This window comes from Vibrio sp. 10N.247.311.12 (assembly GCF_041467515.1).
Lineage (GTDB): Bacteria > Pseudomonadota > Gammaproteobacteria > Enterobacterales > Vibrionaceae > Vibrio > Vibrio crassostreae_C.
On the sequence record NZ_JBFSUV010000007.1, the window covers coordinates 104,565 to 121,971 of the forward strand.

Here is a 17,407-nt window from a genome sequence, read left to right on the forward strand (position 1 = left end):
ATGCCATCGGACTCTAACAACATATTTGGGTTCTTTGATGAATTTGAAGCTTCAGAGGGAGAGTCTCAGCAGCTTCCAATAGAGCTAATTCATGAACCTATTGAAATATCCTCAACTATTGATTCTCAATCACCGAAGGTACAGCAAGAAGTTATCCGTCGTATCAAAATCATCGCGTTCGTAGAGAAGCGTTTAAAAGGCGGATGGACCGAGAAAAACTTGAATCCCATCTTAAGTCTCGTTGAATCAGAATTACAGTTTACTCCTCCGAGTTGGCGAACCTTAGCAACATGGACAAAGTCCTACTTTGAGGCAGGAAGAGATCCATGTGCGCTTATTCCAAGGCATACGTTTAAAGGCAACCGACAAAAAGAAATCGATTCTCAATCTTTGGTCGATGAAGCAATTAACAGCATATACCTTACCCGAGAAAGACTTAGCGTTGCTGAAGCATACCGATACTATAAGAGTCGAGTGATTCAAATGAATCGTGAGATTGTCGAAGGTAAAATAAAGCCAATTGCTGAACGTTCTTTTTACAATCGAATACACGACTTACCTTCTTATGAGGTAGCGATTGCAAGGTTTGGCAAACGATACGCAGACAGAGAATTTCGTTCGGTTGGTCAGCAAGTAGCTTCGACCAAACCAATGGAATATGTAGAAATTGACCATACACCAGTCCCTGTGATTTTGATTGATGATGAGTTAGATATTCCTTTGGGACGACCCTATCTGACGATGCTTTATGACCGCTTCAGTAAATGTATCGTAGGGTGCAGTATCAACTTTAGAGAGCCTAGTTTTGACTCTGTCAGAAAGGCGCTATTGAACTCGCTACTAGATAAGAGTTGGGTCAAGCAAAGGTATCCATCCATTGATAATGAATGGCCTTGTCACGGCAAAATTGACTGTTTAGTTGTCGATAATGGTGCTGAATTTTGGAGCCAAAGCTTAGAAGATTCGTTACGGCCTCTAGTGTCTGATATCCAATACAGTCAAGCTGCTAAGCCTTGGCGAAAGTCAGGGATCGAAAAGCTGTTTGATCAGATGAACAAAGGGTTAGTGAACGCACTGCCTGGAAAAACGTTCACCAATCCTACTCAGCTACAAGATTACAACCCAAAGAAGGATGCGGTGGTTAGAGTTTCCGTTTTTCTTGAATTACTTCATAAATGGATTGTCGACTATTACCACATGGCACCAGATTCAAGAGAACGTGATATTCCATACCACAAGTGGAACCAATCGGAATGGACTCCCTCCTACTACGTTGGTGCTGAGAAGGAGCAGTTGAGAGTTGAGCTAGGTTTGCTTAGACACCGAACTATTGGAGTGGCAGGGATCAGGCTTCATAACCTACGCTATCAGTCCTCCGAACTTATTGAATACCGTAAATATTGGGCATCTAACAATGGTAAAAAGCTTTTTGTTAGGACCAAAACAGACCCTTCTGATATCAGCTACATCCATGTTTACCTAGAATCGGAAAAGAGGTACATAAAAGTTCCAGCGGTAGACAACTGTGGATATACAAAAGGACTGTCTCTTTTTGAACATGAGCGCATACAAAAAGTACGCAGGCTTAACACTAAGCAGCTTGCTGATGATGAGGCGCTTGCGGATACATTTCTGTATATGAAGAAACGTATTCAGGAAGAAACCGATAGGTTCCGCAGTGCCAAAAGTAACAAGGGTAGCTTGCCTAAAACGGGTAACACTTCGAAATTAGCAAAGTTTAATGATGTGGGCTCAGAGGGGCCAAGCTCAATCAGTACGACTCCGGCCAAAAAAGAAGTTGCGGTCGTGTTCGATGTCTCAGAGCAATTGTCTGTTGATGATTTTGAAGATATTGAGGGGTATTAATTTGAACTTAACGTCTAGTCAGTTTGAGCAGCTAAAGTCCTTTGAAACCAGCTTTATCGAGTACCCTGCAATAACTGAAATCTACTCTATCTTCGATCAGCTTCGTTTTAATCACTCCCTTGGCGGTGAGCCGGAGTCTTTCTTGTTAACTGGTGAGGCCGGAAGTGGAAAGACGGCTTTGATTAACAACTATCTATCCCGCTTTCTGCCGAGTTCAACTTGGAGCAAACAACCTGTTCTTAGCACCAGAGTGCCAAGCCGCATAAATGAACAGAACACGCTTACGCAGTTTTTAGTCGATTTAGATGGAAAGTCAGGGGGAAGAGGTACTCGACGACGTAATGAAATTGCTCTTGGTGAGGCTGTTGTAAAGCAACTTAAACGTAAATCTGTTGAGCTGATTATCGTCAATGAAATTCAAGAGCTTGTGGAGTTTTCTACAGCAGAAGAAAGGCAAGCTATTGCTAATACGTTCAAATATATAAGTGAAGAAGCAAAAGTCTCGTTTGTGCTGGTTGGTATGCCATATGCTGATGTAATAGCGACAGAGCCACAATGGAACTCACGATTAAGTTGGAGACGAAAGATTAACTATTTCAAGCTGTTGAAAGCCAACAGCCATTCGAGTGGAACGGCATCTTATAGTTTTGACTTGGAGCAAAAAAAGCACTTTGCTAAATTTGTCGCTGGTTTGAGTGCGAGAATGGGCTTTGATGAACCGCCGGTGCTTACAAAAAATGAAGTGTTATATCCTTTGTTTATTATGTGTAGAGGGGAGTGCCGAGCGTTAAAGCACTTCTTGAAAGACGCACTACTTATGAGTTTCAGTGAGAACGTTGATACGATAGATAAAGCGATATTGTCACGTACCTTTTCATTTAAGTTTCCCTACTTGGATAATCCCTTTAATTGTCCTGTAGAGGAGCTTCGTCTTCATCAAATTGACTCTGGATCGTCTTACAACCTAAATGCCATTACTTCAGAAGATAAGATACTAGCTCCACGATTTACGGATGCAATTCCGTTGAGCATGTTATTGAGCAAAAATGGACTTAGAGCTTAAGTATTACTTCTCGCTCTTTAGGTTCTCCAACAACACCGCCTTCTCTTCATCACTCATCTTATCAATTGCGCACGCTAACTCAGCGCTCAATTCGCTCCTACAAAAAAAGTAGTTTAGCGGCACATCTAACTCTTCAGCCATGCGTTCAAGCGTACCAATATCAGGTACATGTCTGCCTTTCTCGTAATGATTCATACGACCGCTAGCAGAACTCTGCTCCATACCAATTTTCACCCCTAAATCTTTTTGGGTGATCTTGGCTTTTTTACGCGCAGCTTTGAGCCTCGCTGGGATGGGGTTGTCTTTTTGCACTTACACATTTCTTTTCAACCTTTAGATAACTTAGATTGTCTAAGTTTTACTGATTTTTGTATACTTAGCAATCCTAAGTTTTTTATTACCTGTAAGAGTCACATGAAGAAAGTAACCAGAATTAACCCTCACATGTTTAACCTATTGATTGAAAAAGGGATGGACAATTTCTCCGTCACAGAAGCTAGGGATGCTTTGCTAAACAGTGCTTCAGCCTTCCCGAGCAAGGACGATGCGCGGAAGTATGTTTATAAGCAACTTCTATCATTTGAGGAGAAAGGCTGGCTTTCTGTCATTGGGGCTCGTAGAGACAAACGCTACCATCAAACTAACGAATTCAAAGCGCTCACAATTGAGCCTAGAGTGGCTAGAAATAAGAAAGCTAAGGTCGATTCAATAGCTGTTCAAACTTCAGAGTGCTCTCTAAATGCACTAGAGCAAGAGAAGAAGCAGCATGAAGGCGAGTTGGCGATTACTCTAGGCGAGATTGAGGAATACCAATCGTTGTTAACGCGTTTCCCAAACAACAAGCAAGATATGCAGCCGCTATTTAATGCGGCAAGAGAACGCTCAGCCAAGCTATTAGGCAGAATTAATGCACTAACCAACTGGATGCAAGTTGCGCAAAGCAAGGCTCCTCAATGTTAAGAGCATGGCAAGCCGAGTGTGCAGCTCAAGCTATCGAGAAATTTACTTCAAACAATCATTCACATTTTTTCTGCCAAGCGACCCCTGGAGCGGGTAAAACCGTTATGGCCGCCGAGGTCGCGAGTCGGTTATTTGAACAAGGCATGATTGATCTAGTGCTGTGTTTCTCTCCCTCCCTGACTGTTGCTGAGGGGATGCAAAAGACCTTTTCATGGAAATTGGAATGTTCCTTTAATGGAGGCTTGGGTTCTCTTGGGGGCTCTTACACCTATCAATCCATCCATTTTTTAGATGAAAACTTCTGGAACACCGTCAGTAAATATCGAGTCTTAGTCGTATTTGATGAGATCCACCATTGTTCGTTTGATGATGAGGGGCGGTCAAATTCATGGGGGCTAGAAATTGTCTCGAAGATCCAAGGCTTTGCTCGTTATACTCTGGCGCTATCGGGTACTCCTTGGCGTTCTGATCGGCTACCGATTGTCATGGCCGAGTATTCTGATCCTGATGGCAAGGTTGTTTGCGATTACCAATACGGCTTGCAACAGGCTGTTGAAGATAAGGTATGCCGCCGCCCTAAAATCGTTTTAATCGATAATGAACATCTGAGTGTTAAGGCTGGCAGTGACAATCAACACTTCGCCTCTATTCTTGATTGCCTTAAACAATCCGATGTCTCTTATCAAAGCGTCATCCACAACGAAGACGCTATGAATTACATATTGAATAGTGGTTGCCAAAGGCTAGCGCAGATAAGGCAAGAGTCGCCAAGTGCTGGAGGCTTGGTAGTCGCATCTTCTATTAAGCACGCCAAAGACATTCAAAAGCGACTTGTTGAGCAGTTTAATCAATCAGCATGCATAGTGACTTATCACCATGATAATCCGTTACACGAAATTGAGTCTTTTCGTCACTCAACGGTTCAATGGATAGTCAGTGTTGGGATGATAAGTGAAGGAACGGATATTCCAAGGCTGCAGGTTTGTTGTCATATGAGCTCGGTAAAAACGGAACTTTACTTCAGGCAAGTGCTCGGGCGAATTTTAAGAATCAATGATTCCCCCAACCAAGAAGCGTGGTTGTATACCTTTGCTGAAGAAAGTCTGATTGGGTTTGCTGAAAGAATTGAGCAGGATATTCCAGAGTCGTGTCAATTTATCAAATCGAATGAACTGACTGATGAATCAGATAAGGCGCAGAGTTTTACTCCTACAGATTTGTCGAACGATAAGATTATGGTATCTGGGGAGTCCTCAATTCAACTAAATTGGTCAAAAATTGATGGGGTTCAAAACGCTTTTTACTCTGATTTCGATGGTTATGATGTGTTACGTTTAGGTGATTTTAAACAAAGAGTTATCGCAACATTCACTTAGTCACACCGTGAATAATGCGCACTCGGATTTATATTGGCTTTACGATATACTGATTAGCTATTGAGTCTCTCTACGAGTAATCCAAATGGTCAGCAGCATTAATAAAGCTAAGTTATCTGAAACCGACATCATTACCAAATTCATACTTCCTGCGATTAAAGAGGCAGGGTGGGATGATATGACTCAGATTCGCCAAGAGGTGAAACTGCGCGATGGTAAGGTGATCGTTCGTGGCCAAGCTGCTGCTCGTCAAAAAGTAAAATCAGCTGACATCGTACTTTATCATAAGCCTAGTATGCCGCTTGCGGTGATTGAGGCAAAAGCCAATAAGCATGAAGTTGGTAAAGGCATGCAACAAGGCATGGTATACGCTGGCCTGTTAGAGGTGCCATTCGTTTTTGCATCGAATGGTGATGGTTTTATTTTCCGAGACTTAACCAACCCAACTCAACTTGAAACGGAAATTCGTTTAGAGGATTTCCCAACACCTCAGCAGTTGTGGGAAAAGTATTGTGCTTGGAAAGGGTATAAAGAAGAACATCTGCCAATTATCACCCAAGATTACCATGATGATGGCAGCGGTAAATCACCGCGTTACTACCAGCTTCAAGCTATCAACAAAACAGTAGAGGCCGTTGCTGCTGGCCAAGACAGAGCCTTACTAGTCATGGCGACGGGTACAGGTAAAACCTACACCGCATTTCAAATTATCTGGCGACTTTGGAAAGCCAAAGCCAAGAAGCGAATTCTGTTCCTAGCGGATAGAAATATTCTCGTCGATCAAACCAAAACGAATGATTTTCAGCCGTTTGGCACGGCAATGACAAAAATTACAGGTCGCAAAGTCGACCCTGCCTTTGAGGTTCATCTAGCGCTTTATCAAGCGCTTACGGGGCCAGAAGAAGAACAAAAAGCCTACAAGCAAGTCGACCCTAACTTCTTTGACTTAATCATTATTGACGAGTGCCACCGTGGTAGTGCTTCAGAAGACAGCGCTTGGCGTGAAATTCTTGAATACTTTAGCAGTGCGACTCAAGTCGGTTTAACGGCAACACCAAAAGAGACCGATGAAGTATCTAACATCGAGTACTTTGGCGATCCAATTTATACCTACTCTCTTAAAGAAGGTATTGAGGATGGCTTCTTAGCCCCTTATAAGGTAGTTCGTGTCGATATTGATGTGGATGTCCAAGGTTGGCGACCAACCAAAGGGCAAACTGACAAAAATGGCGAAGTGATTGAAGATCGAATCTACAACCAAAAAGATTTTGATCGCACTATGGTTATTGATGAGCGTACAGAGCTTGTCGCACAAACCATCACCAACTATCTGAAACGCACCGACCCAATGGCCAAAACCATCGTGTTCTGTAACGACATCGACCATGCAGATCGCATGCGCCGTGCATTGGTAAACTTGAACCCTGAGCAAGTTAAGAAGAACGATAAATACGTAATGAAGATCACGGGTGATGATGACATTGGTAAAGATCAGCTAGACAATTTCATAAATCCTAAGAAAAAGTACCCTGTTATTGCCACGACTTCAGAGCTAATGACGACGGGAGTTGATGCAAAAACCTGTAAGCTAGTAGTGCTTGATCAAGGTATTCAATCGATGACCAAGTTTAAGCAAATCATTGGTCGTGGTACTCGTATTGATGATCGCTATGGCAAGCTTTGGTTCACTATCTTGGATTTCAAAAAAGCGACAGAACTGTTTGCTGATGAACGCTTCGACGGAACTCCAGAACGCGTGAAGGTCACGACTCCAGAGCAGTTCGAAGATGAAGAAGATTTAGATGACATCATCGACGGCGTTGATGATGTCGATGTTGATAACCCATTCGGTGATGAAGACATTGATCCTGATTCAATTCAAGAACCAGAGGCTACCTATGGCGAAGATTTTGGAAGCTCCCCTGAAAGTACAGGCGGTGCAGACGATTGGGATGATGAGAATAGAGTTCGCAAATTCCATGTGAATGGGGTTTCCGTAAAAGCGCTGGCTGAACGTGTTCAATATTATGATTCAGACGGTAAGCTTGTGACCGAGTCATTTAAAGACTACACCCGTAAAACCATGGTGAAACAGTTCTCCTCTTTAGATGAGTTTACCAAGCGTTGGAACGAATCTGACCGTAAGCAAGCTATTATCGATGAGCTAGCCGAAGCCGGTATTCTATGGGAGGCGCTAGAAGACGAAGTGGGTAAAGATATGGACCCATTCGATATGATTTGCCATGTCGTTTACGACCAACCCGCTTTAACTCGTAAAGAACGTGCCGATAACGTGAAGAAGCGTAACTACTTCACTAAATATGGTGATACAGCGCAGCAGGTGCTGAACAATCTCCTTGATAAGTATGCTGATGAAGGTGTGCAAGAGATCGAAAACATTCATGTTCTTAAAGTGAAACCTTTCGATGAAATGGGCAGACCGTTAGAAATCATTAAGAAAGGCTTTGGTGGCAAACTGCAATATTTAGAAGCGGTTAATGAACTGGAAGCTGCTATCTATCAATCTGCTTAGCAATAGTCACAAAGTGTAGATACGAAAATTTTTAAGGCCGCTAAATTAGCGGCCATTTTCATTGTCGTTGAACTGGTCTAGTTCTGCCGATAGCTCTGTTAGCTGATCGGTCAAATCACAATTTATACATTCATGTTCAACATACTTGGGGAGTACAGTTCCTAGCTTTAACGCTTGGTAATCTGGGTGTTCCGACAGTATTAATAAGTACTGTTTTAGCCGTTCGTCAGGTGTCGATTCTCGTTGGAGTTGTTTTTTAATATTTTGTCCAAGCTTACGAATATAATCTTTGTCAGTCTCTTTAAAGTCATCGTTAGCATTGAGCTCATCATAAAGCACACTTGCAAGCTGGCTATGGCTCCAACCCAAGGCATCTAAAGCTTTTTGAATCTGTTTTTGCTTTTGTTTTGTCGCTGTCCCCATTTGTCCCTAACCCCCTAGTTATTATTACCTTGTCTTAGCGAAGACATCTTAATCACGAAAAAAAGGATAAAATCATGACTAAGTCAAAAGCACCAATGACACCAGAAGCCGCTGCTCGCATTCAAGGTAATGCCGCAAAACAAAACGGTGGGCAAGTTCCTAAAGGCGACTTTGCTGGCCGAGCTCAACGCGCAGCTGCTCACAACCAAAAACAAGGGAAATAGGAGTTCATCATGAATAAACCAGCTTCAAGTACGCCAAAAGGTGGCGCTAAGCCGAATCCAAATTACCCAAGCACGACGGGCAAACCATCGGGCGGCGGTCGCGGAAACACACCTAAGCGCTAATAATTAAAGGAGGGGTAGCATAATGCTGCCTCTCCTTTTATGAGCATCTGTTGGCGTGTTGCTTGAATGTGCGAAGAAATATAGCTTGATCTGATTTGTAGTCTGAATATGCCACATCATTTTCTGTTTTTTCTAATGCGCATAAACAAGTTTCCCGTTTACTTTCATACCAACTTACCGACACCATGTTTTTGCTAGAATTCACGCAAGTATCGACAATCGCGTATTCCACTTCGAGAGGATACCTTTCTTTGTCTAACCCACTTTCAACAGCGTAACCCCCTAGGGCTCCAACCAGTAAAGCGGAGCTAGCAGAAACGAGCTTTCGCTTGCTGAACTTAAACCCTTTAAAACTCTTCTCACACTCTGAACACGATATGTTTTCTGCAAATTCAATCTCATTGTCCTTCTGGCAACGAGGGCATTCTATTTTCATTATTTAGCCAACTGTATTTATGATTATGATTTTATAAGTTCAGGCTATAGATCAATGAATCTTATATCTATGGTTTCATAGAACTAACTTCATTTTTTTTGACCTAGTTCTGCTATAATTCGCCACAAATTTCAGTTGTTTAAAAGTAGAAAAACATGTCTATCAGTTCAGTTATCAAATCCATTCAAGACATCATGCGTAAAGATGCGGGTGTCGACGGTGATGCACAGCGCCTTGGCCAAATGTCTTGGTTACTTTTTCTTAAAGTATTTGACGCTCAAGAAGAAGAGTTAGAACTAGAACTGGACGACTACAAATCACCAATCCCAGAACAATATCTATGGCGTAATTGGGCGCAAGATGCCGAAGGCATTACCGGTGAAGCGCTGCTTGAGTTCGTAAACGATGACTTGTTCTACAAACTGAAAAACTTAACTGCACCTGTTGATCTAAACCCGCGAGGCTTTGTGGTGAAAGAAGCCTTTAGCGATGCGTTTAACTACATGAAAAACGGTACGTTGCTTCGCCAAGTAATCAACAAGCTGAACGAAATAGATTTTACTGACTCTTCAGAGCGTCACCTGTTTGGTGATATCTACGAGCAAATCTTAAAAGATCTGCAAAGTGCAGGTAACGCAGGTGAGTTCTATACCCCTCGTGCTGTAACACGCTTCATCGTAAACCGTTTAGATCCAAAACTGGGCGAAGCGATTATGGACCCTGCAACGGGTACAGGCGGCTTTCTTGCATGTTCGTTTGACCATGTGAAAGACAACTACGTGAAAACGGCAGCGGATCACCAAACACTGCAAAAGCAGATCCACGGTGTAGAGAAGAAACAACTGCCACACCTACTGTGCATCACCAACATGATGCTGCACGGCATTGAAGTACCAGTACAAATCAAACACGGCAATACGCTGAACAAGCCGCTTTCAAGTTGGGACAGCAACATCAATGTGATTGCGACCAACCCTCCGTTTGGTGGCACCGAAGAAGACGGCATTGAGAAGAACTTCCCTGCAGAAATGCAGACGCGTGAAACTGCCGACCTGTTCTTACAGCTTATTATTGAAGTGCTTGATGAAAACAACGGTCGAGCAGGCGTAGTACTGCCAGATGGCACATTGTTTGGTGAAGGCGTTAAAACCAAAATCAAAAAGATGCTTACCGAAGAATGTAACCTGCACACCATCGTGCGTTTACCTAACGGGGTATTTAACCCATACACAGGCATCAAAACCAACATTCTATTCTTCACCAAAGGTAAGCCAACCAAAGACGTATGGTTCTACGAGCACCCATACCCAGAAGGCGTGAAGAACTACAACAAGACCAAACCAATGAAGTTTGAAGAGTTCCAACAAGAGATTGATTGGTGGGGCAATGAAGAAGACGGTTTTGCAAGTCGTGTAGAGAGCAACCACGCTTGGAAAGTGCCAATCGCCGACATCATTGAGCGCAACTTCAACCTCGATATTAAAAACCCATATCAAGGTGAGGTGATCAGCCACAACCCACACGAGTTATTGGCAAACTATGCACAGCAACAACAAGAAATTTCGGAACTACGTAACAAGCTGAAAGGCATTCTTGGCGATACACTGAAATCATCTGTGGGCGGTGTTGAATAATGAGCCTTGACCAAACACCTATGAATCAGTTGATCACAGACAATATCGACATTTGGACTTCGACAGTTAAAGCCAAGTCAGCCTCTGGTCGTGGTAGCAGAAAAAAGCTTGAGCTATATGGTGTAAAGAAACTGCGTGAGCTAATTTTAGAATTGGCTGTGCGCGGTAAGTTGGTGCCTCAAGACCCAACGGATGAGCCTGCTTCTGTTTTGCTTGAGCGAATTGCTGAAGAAAAGGCGCAATTGGTGAAAGATAAGAAGATCAAGAGTGTAAAGGCATTACCCAATTTGGGTAATGACGTAATCCCATTTGATATACCAGCGAGTTGGAACTGGGTCAGATTAGGTGATATTGGTTATACCCAAACGGGTGGAACCCCAAAAAAAGCTAATCCAGAGCATTTTGGTTCGGATGTTCCTTTTATTAAACCAGCTGATATTACAGAGCTAGAAGTCCGATACGATAACGAAGGCTTATCAACTGAAGGAGCGAATTCTCTTGGAAGAGTTGCGCCCGTAGGATCAGTACTGATGGTTTGTATTGGAACGATTGGGAAGTGTCAGTTAATTGAAAAAGATTGTGCTTTCAATCAGCAAATCAACTCAGTGACGCCGTTTTTACCCATTGGCTCGTTTGTTTTCAATACGTTGCGATCAAGTTATTTTAACAAATGTGCTTGGGAGCTATCTTCGAGCACAACTATCGCGATTCTTAACAAAGGCAAATGGGAGTCTATACCCATACCGTTACCTCCTGTCGCAGAGCAACATAGAATCGTCGCTAAAGTCGATGAGCTCATGACACTCTGCGACCAGTTAGAGCAACAAACCGAAGACAGCATTGAAGCCCATCAGGTATTGGTAACAACGCTGTTAGACACGTTAACCAACTCTGCAAACGCTGAAGAGTTAATGCAAAACTGGCAAATGGTTGCGGAGCACTTTGATACCCTTTTCACCACAGAAGAGAGCATCGACCAGCTAAAACAAACCATCCTGCAACTGGCGGTAATGGGTAAACTTGTTCCACAAGACCCAACCGATGAACCTGCTGCAAAGCTGCTTGAGCGTATTGCAGAAGAAAAAACACAGTTAATCAAAGATAAGAAAATCAAAAAGCAGAAAGCACTGCCGCCGATTGCTGATGATGAAAAGCTGTTTGAATTGCCTAATGGGTGGGAGTGGGAGCGTATAGGTAATTTATCTCATTTTATCGAGTATGGTTCCTCTCAGAAAACAGTTGAGAGCTTACCTAATGGTGTACCTGTCTTGAAGATGGGTGATATTCAGAATGGTAAATTGATTTTAGGTGAGCACAAGGTAATGAGTTCAGATGTTGATGAACTTCCAAATCTATATGTGAAAAATAATGACGTACTATATAACCGAACTAATAGTGCTGAGCTGGTAGGTAAAACAGGCATTTATAAAGGTGAAGACGACAAATACTCATTTGCCTCATATCTGATTCGTATTCGTTGTAATTCAGCCAATATCTCTCCTGATTACCTGAACTTATCCATGAACACTCCTTTATTTAGGCAATATCAAATTGAGCCTCATATCAAAAAGCAATGTGGGCAAGCGAATGTAAACGGTACATTGATGAAATCAATGTTGGTATCAGTTCCGCCATTAAAAGAGCAATCGTGCATTTTCAATAAGGTCAATGAGTTACATAAATTATGTGACCAATTGAAATTAAGAGTTATTGAGTCAAAGGCAACACAACTACACCTCACTGACGCTATTGTTGAACAGGCGATGTAATTATGGCTGATATGGGCACCGTGTATAGTGTTAGTGTCGTTAAAGACTTAACGGATGATGAGTTATATCAAAAGCTCTATGACAGCTGGGGAATCACTAATAGCAAAATTGAGGTTTGGGGTGAGCTGACAATCAATGCTGGTGGTAATTGGGCTGGTATTAAAAAGACAAGAAAGGTCAAGGATAATGAGTATATTGAATATCCGTTGCAAGGGAGCCGAGAACTTCAATCAGGGGTGTTCTTACCCCCTAAGATAGCAAGAGAAATATTAGGCCAAGACAAAACCGCAATGGTTAGGTGTGAGCTTTCTCTTGCCTCCAAACAGCAACGTATCCATAAGAACAACCCTTTACTATTAGCCGTTAAAGTCGATTCCGTTGAGCAACTTACTTCATTGCCTTCGATTGAACCAGAAGCGCTGTTTGAAGCAGATGGTGAGAGCTATTTGCTCAAGCATATCTATGATTTTCATCTTAAACAGGTTCGGGATGACATTGCCAAAGAAACAGAGCAAATAGCCCAAACGTATGAAGCTAAAAAAGCTGAATATGAAACCAACGCAACACAGCTAAAATCTTCTCTAAAATCGAGTGCAGCTCAACTTGACCAAGCTAAGAGCACAGCAGAAACCCTTAGAGTTAAAAACTCGGAGCTTAGCGAAGCTAACAATCTTATTAATCAGTCTATTGTCGATAAACAAGACGAACTCACATCTTTGGTAGACCAGTACAAGCAGTTAGAGGTCAAAATGGGTAAAAAAATCGAAAAACTCACTAGCTTCATTGAAGAGAAGGCGGTGTTCCTCAAAACATTTGAATTTATTGATGAAGAAGATTTTGACAGCTTTATTACTAAAGCAGTAAAAGAGCGAGATACTGCTGAAATGGTTAGCTTCAGTGAGTTTCTGGACGGGGACTATGAGAAGGCGGTTTCTTATATCCAGTCTTACCTGAAAGAGCAGGATATTCTTTATCCTCGCCATATCATCGAAAATTATCTGACTCTGATTCGTTCAAATGATTTGATTGTACTCGCAGGAGATTCAGGCTCGGGTAAAACAAATTTGGTGCAATCATTCGCAAAAGCAGTGGGCGGTGTTTCTAAAATTATCCCTGTTAAGCCGAACTGGACAAGCTCTGAAGACTTATTGGGTTACTATAATCCACTTGAAAAAAAATACTTAGCGACGCCTTTTTTAGAAGCACTCATTGAAGCGCAGCAAAACCCACAAGTACCGTATTTTATCTGTTTAGATGAAATGAACTTGGCTCGGGTAGAATATTACTTTGCTGACTTCTTATCAAAACTGGAAGACAGAGATAACACTCCCACCATACAGCTCTATTCTGACGATGAATCTGCTCATGTGCTGTCTGAGCTAAAAGCGGTGGTATCTATCATTTCAGATGCTAAAGCTAAGTATGATCAAGATGGTGTCGTAGACTTCGTTAAGCTAATGCAAGATGAAGCGGTTAATGATGAAATGAAAAGAGCTTTTGGGTTTAGTGAGAAAGACTCTTTGATCAAATACCATGGCGACATTCGTCGTATGTTATCAGGAATAATTAGTACACCATCAACGATCAAGATCCCTTCTAATGTTCGTATCATTGGCGCTATTAATATCGATGAAACCACGCATTATCTGTCACCTAAAATACTAGATCGAACTCACATCATGAAGTTTAAGAGTCCATTACTGACTGATTGGAATAAGATTTTTGAAGAAATTGAAGGCTATGATCTTGATGATGTATCTAAGCCTTTGTTTATGGATGTTGAGGCGTTAGGGCAAAGGGCCTCTTATCCTAAATTTGATCGCAATAATGATTTTTGCCAACTTTTTATCGAACTGAATGAGCAGTTTTTCGACCGATTGGGCGTAGAGTTTGGTATGCGAACGATTCGCCAAGGTCTCAACTATGTAGACTTGTTTTCGGATGTAAACGGCAATACTGAACAAGCTATCAATAACTTCATTATTCATAAAGTCCTTCCTAAATTTACTTTTGATGGCAATAAATTATCGGGTGATACTCAAAAAATTGATCTACTCGAAAAGGTGTTATTAGAAAAATTGGAGGAGGTGATTCCAAGTCATGAATCAGTAGCGGATGAGTTCTCATGCGTAGCTGCGCTACGTTCTATCATTGAGAATGCTAAAGCAAATGATGGTGTTGTGAACTACTGGGCTTAATGATGCTTCCAAAGTTTGAAATCAAATATATTGATGTTCAGTGGCATGATAAAAACACGGTCTTGAAAGTCGTTGAATCCTACCTACCACTACCAGTTAGCTATGATGACACTCAGAAAAACTTTAACTGTACGACAACCATATACCCAAAAGCCGAGGGAATAAGGTTAGGACAGTTGGCATTTCGCTATCTAGAAGGGGGTACTACAGCCCCGTATTTCGAAAAAGCGGATGGCGCTAGGGTTCAACTTAAGAAGATCAAAGATAAAGATTCAGGAAAGTCTTGGTGGATTGAGGCTGTAAGTTGGAAGTCAGACACCAAACAATGGACCAGAACCCTCCACAGGACGGCTGGAGCAGTCAAAGCTGGTCTTGGCAGTCAAAGTTGTACTATTCATATAGGCTCGTCTGAATTTATTGCTGAGCAATTGAATCGGTATTTATCAGATTTTAAAAGTGATTTGTGGGAACTGATTCTAGATGAGCAAAGTTATGTTACTGCGAAGGCTAAAAAAGTAGAAGAAGGCGGTGTCGATGAGGAAACTCTGAAGCTGGTATCGAACCTCATGTCGCACGCGCAGAACATAATAAAAAAGCCCAAATCTGAGCTGCGAGAAGTACAGGCTTTGAAACCAAGAAAATTGGTGAAACCTGTTAATCGTACGTTCATGGAGTTGGCTACTAAAGGATACAGTAAAGAGCTTACTAGCAGAGCGACGACGCCAAGCTTTAATGTTCCAGAAAACAGATATGTTCTTTTTGTTCTTCAAAGGCTCCACAGCATATTGAAGCAACTGGTGACTATTTCTCAGAGCAAGATTAATCGTTTTGAAGGTATGACGATGAAGCTTACTGAAAGGCTCAATGACTTTAGTGGCGAAAAATCAATTAACAAGGACCTGGTCAGGAAACATCTCGAACAGATCAAGAAAACCTATGATCTAGAGTATTTGAATTCGCAGCTACAGGACAAACTTGCTAGCTCTATACAATTGAACACTTCTTCACTTGAACGTTCTAACCGTTGGTTAATTAAGGTTGGAGAGGTTTCCAAATACTATGCAAATACTTATTTTTTAAGCATTAGAATTAATTGTAGTTTGCCATGGTATAGCTCAGACGGCTCGGTGCAGCAAGTCTTTCTCAAGTTTGCAGATAGCTCCCATGCTGCACTATTTGAGAAAGGCCTTGAGTATGAAATTCATACAGATATGTATGAGGGTGTATGCCAAGGGAATAAGTGTTTTTATACGTTGAATAGCTTATCGAGTGTAAAAGTTGTTGGTGGGGAAGAGTTAAGTCAAAGACAAAATAAATTCTCAGAAGAACTTGAGAAAGCTCTAGAGCTAGATAAGCAAGACTGGATAAAGAAATTAACACCTAGAGAGCTAGCAGAACAGGAAAGAGAGAAGCGCTCAGTGCAAACTCAACTTACCTATTTTCAGGAAAATAAGGCAAAAGTTGAACGCGTCTTCGAGCAGTTAGCTCCGAAACTTGCAAAGTTTAAATCAGCGATAAGAATGCTCGAGAAAATGGGCGTGAGACCATCACCAACTTTCCCTAATTCAATGACTTTCGTTCAAAACCCTGATTATCAAGCGATGCACTCCGGTTATAAAAAGATACGTGAGTTAACCAATTTAACAGATGAAGATTTATTGCTATCACTTGAAAAAGTGGAAGATATTGGTCTAGTGAACATGCCACTTCTTTATGAACGATGGTGTCTGCTACAAATCATCAAAGTTCTGGTTCAAAACTACCGCTATCAGCCTGATGATGAGTGGAAGCGAAAATTATTGCATATTGTTTTGTCACATAAGCATAGTAAGCCGCTGAATTTCAATAATGAACAATTGAAGCGAAAGGTTCAGCTCAGGTATGAGCCTTTATTGAATAATGGCCGAACTCCTGATTTCGTCATGGATGTGGAGTTTGAGACTAAAGGTGGCATAACTAAAAACAAACGTTTAGTGATGGATGCCAAGTTTTATTCCGATGAAATTATCAATATGCACGGTGGAATAGCGGGGATTGTGCATAACCTTTACCATAAAAAAGACTACAGCGAAGGTGGTGTCAATGCTGTCTTCATACTTCATCCAGCCAAAGGTGCGATCGACGAAATAGTGTCACCCCAAGAGTGGGGCGAAGTTAGTTACCTTGGGGAATTATCAATGTTTGATTGGGATAAGATGCCTCGTCATTTGTACCATCAATATGGAGCTGTTTGTGCTAATCCAGTATTAAGGCTTCGTTATTTGGATGAAATCCAAAGGATGATCGGTATGTTTCTTCAGTATGGCATTGAAGATAATGCTTTGATGGGACGCCCTGATGATGTTGAGTCTATAAACTTTTGTATTTCGTGCGGCTCTCATGAACTAACGAGGAGAGACACGACAACGAGTAATTCTCGTTCAGCGTGGTATGAATGTGATACATGCAAACATTTTACGGTATATAACCACTGCCATTCGTGTGATACCAGATTGGTTAAAAACGGGGATTATTGGTCTTATCACTCGCAAATGGCTATGGAGCCACTAAATATCAAATGCCCTTCATGCGAGAGCTTAGTGTAACAACCAACCACACAGTAATGTTACACCGTCTAAAACCCGCGCCATTTCGAACCAATGGGATGTGGGTAATTTTTCAAACTAATCGAGTGAGTAAAATAAGATGTTTTTATTGCGACTCGACGGGATTAGTCGTTGTTTAAAGTTTAAAAAAGGCCTCGGAAGAGGTAATGCCGATCAGTTAAAGCCAAAGCGATCGGTTGAAGGATCCTTCAGAGCT

13 protein-coding genes are annotated in these 17,407 nt (G+C 41.8%); 10 read left to right on the plus strand and 3 right to left on the minus strand.

What is annotated here, in order from left to right:
• Both AB6E30_RS05315 and AB6E30_RS05320 read left to right on the plus strand, forming a co-directional pair.
• Positions 1 to 1,866 carry a Mu transposase C-terminal domain-containing protein gene (locus tag AB6E30_RS05315; protein ID WP_372102842.1) on the plus strand — a complete coding sequence of 622 codons (1,866 nt, stop codon included), beginning with the start codon at positions 1 to 3 and terminating at the stop codon, positions 1,864 to 1,866.
• On the plus strand, positions 1,832 to 2,929 hold the full coding sequence (locus AB6E30_RS05320; protein ID WP_372102860.1) for a TniB family NTP-binding protein: 1,098 nt from the start codon (positions 1,832 to 1,834) through the stop codon (positions 2,927 to 2,929). Before AB6E30_RS05315 ends, AB6E30_RS05320 begins: the two co-directional genes overlap by 35 nt.
• Positions 2,930 to 2,932: 3 nt before the next feature.
• On the opposite strand, the gene AB6E30_RS05325 is transcribed toward AB6E30_RS05320, so the two are convergent.
• Positions 2,933 to 3,241: a helix-turn-helix domain-containing protein gene (locus tag AB6E30_RS05325; RefSeq protein WP_050634805.1), complete on the minus strand. Its 309-nt coding sequence runs from the start codon at positions 3,239 to 3,241 to the stop codon at positions 2,933 to 2,935.
• Between the two features lie 102 nt (positions 3,242 to 3,343).
• On the opposite strand from AB6E30_RS05325, the gene AB6E30_RS05330 reads away from it, so the two are divergent.
• The 3 genes from AB6E30_RS05330 (at position 3,344) to hsdR (ending at position 7,798) form a co-directional block, all read left to right on the plus strand.
• Complete coding sequence (locus AB6E30_RS05330) at positions 3,344 to 3,889, plus strand: hypothetical protein (protein ID WP_372102844.1); 546 nt, start codon at positions 3,344 to 3,346, stop codon at positions 3,887 to 3,889.
• Positions 3,883 to 5,265: a DEAD/DEAH box helicase gene (locus AB6E30_RS05335; protein ID WP_372102845.1), complete on the plus strand. Its 1,383-nt coding sequence runs from the start codon at positions 3,883 to 3,885 to the stop codon at positions 5,263 to 5,265. The genes AB6E30_RS05330 and AB6E30_RS05335 overlap by 7 nt, the downstream gene beginning before the upstream one ends.
• Positions 5,266 to 5,350: 85 nt before the next feature.
• Positions 5,351 to 7,798: an EcoAI/FtnUII family type I restriction enzme subunit R gene (gene hsdR / locus AB6E30_RS05340; protein ID WP_372102847.1), complete on the plus strand. Its 2,448-nt coding sequence runs from the start codon at positions 5,351 to 5,353 to the stop codon at positions 7,796 to 7,798.
• A 45-nt stretch (positions 7,799 to 7,843) separates the two neighbouring features.
• Here hsdR and AB6E30_RS05345 read toward each other — a convergent pair whose 3' ends face one another.
• Positions 7,844 to 8,221, minus strand: a complete 378-nt coding sequence (locus tag AB6E30_RS05345; protein WP_102557427.1) for an elongation factor Ts — start codon at positions 8,219 to 8,221, stop codon at positions 7,844 to 7,846.
• 74 nt (positions 8,222 to 8,295) lie between these two features.
• Here AB6E30_RS05345 and AB6E30_RS05350 point away from each other — a divergent pair, with 74 nt between their 5' ends.
• Positions 8,296 to 8,445: a hypothetical protein gene (locus AB6E30_RS05350; protein ID WP_008220701.1), complete on the plus strand. Its 150-nt coding sequence runs from the start codon at positions 8,296 to 8,298 to the stop codon at positions 8,443 to 8,445.
• 160 nt (positions 8,446 to 8,605) lie between these two features.
• On the opposite strand, the gene AB6E30_RS05355 is transcribed toward AB6E30_RS05350, so the two are convergent.
• Complete coding sequence (locus AB6E30_RS05355; RefSeq protein ID WP_008220703.1) at positions 8,606 to 9,004, minus strand: hypothetical protein; 399 nt, start codon at positions 9,002 to 9,004, stop codon at positions 8,606 to 8,608.
• Positions 9,005 to 9,159: 155 nt separating this feature from the next.
• Between AB6E30_RS05355 and AB6E30_RS05360 the strand changes: the two genes are divergently transcribed.
• From AB6E30_RS05360 to AB6E30_RS05375, 4 genes are read left to right on the plus strand one after another with little or no spacing between them, the layout of a single operon-like run.
• Entirely contained in the window at positions 9,160 to 10,638 is a 1,479-nt protein-coding gene (locus tag AB6E30_RS05360) for an N-6 DNA methylase (protein ID WP_372102848.1), read from the plus strand.
• A complete protein-coding gene (locus tag AB6E30_RS05365) occupies positions 10,638 to 12,407 on the plus strand; it encodes a restriction endonuclease subunit S (protein ID WP_372102850.1) in 1,770 nt (589 codons plus the stop codon). The genes AB6E30_RS05360 and AB6E30_RS05365 overlap by 1 nt, the downstream gene beginning before the upstream one ends.
• A 2-nt stretch (positions 12,408 to 12,409) precedes the next feature.
• Positions 12,410 to 14,605 (plus strand): AAA family ATPase, encoded by a 2,196-nt coding sequence (locus AB6E30_RS05370; RefSeq protein WP_372102852.1) that lies wholly within the window; start codon positions 12,410 to 12,412, stop codon positions 14,603 to 14,605.
• A complete protein-coding gene (locus tag AB6E30_RS05375; protein WP_372102854.1) occupies positions 14,605 to 17,190 on the plus strand; it encodes a nuclease domain-containing protein in 2,586 nt (861 codons plus the stop codon). Before AB6E30_RS05370 ends, AB6E30_RS05375 begins: the two co-directional genes overlap by 1 nt.
• Positions 17,191 to 17,407: the final 217 nt, after the last annotated feature.

Coding starts and splice junctions, on each gene's coding strand:
- AB6E30_RS05335 (WP_372102845.1), top strand. CDS start 3,883: ATGTTAAGAGCATGGCAAGCCGAGTGTGCAGCTCAAGCTATCGAGAAA.
- AB6E30_RS05365 (WP_372102850.1), top strand. CDS start 10,638: ATGAGCCTTGACCAAACACCTATGAATCAGTTGATCACAGACAATATC.
- AB6E30_RS05315 (WP_372102842.1), top strand. CDS start 1: ATGCCATCGGACTCTAACAACATATTTGGGTTCTTTGATGAATTTGAA.
- AB6E30_RS05345 (WP_102557427.1), bottom strand. CDS start 8,221: ATGGGGACAGCGACAAAACAAAAGCAAAAACAGATTCAAAAAGCTTTA.
- AB6E30_RS05370 (WP_372102852.1), top strand. CDS start 12,410: ATGGCTGATATGGGCACCGTGTATAGTGTTAGTGTCGTTAAAGACTTA.
- hsdR (WP_372102847.1), top strand. CDS start 5,351: ATGGTCAGCAGCATTAATAAAGCTAAGTTATCTGAAACCGACATCATT.
- AB6E30_RS05350 (WP_008220701.1), top strand. CDS start 8,296: ATGACTAAGTCAAAAGCACCAATGACACCAGAAGCCGCTGCTCGCATT.
- AB6E30_RS05375 (WP_372102854.1), top strand. CDS start 14,605: ATGATGCTTCCAAAGTTTGAAATCAAATATATTGATGTTCAGTGGCAT.
- AB6E30_RS05330 (WP_372102844.1), top strand. CDS start 3,344: ATGAAGAAAGTAACCAGAATTAACCCTCACATGTTTAACCTATTGATT.
- AB6E30_RS05355 (WP_008220703.1), bottom strand. CDS start 9,004: ATGAAAATAGAATGCCCTCGTTGCCAGAAGGACAATGAGATTGAATTT.
- AB6E30_RS05360 (WP_372102848.1), top strand. CDS start 9,160: ATGTCTATCAGTTCAGTTATCAAATCCATTCAAGACATCATGCGTAAA.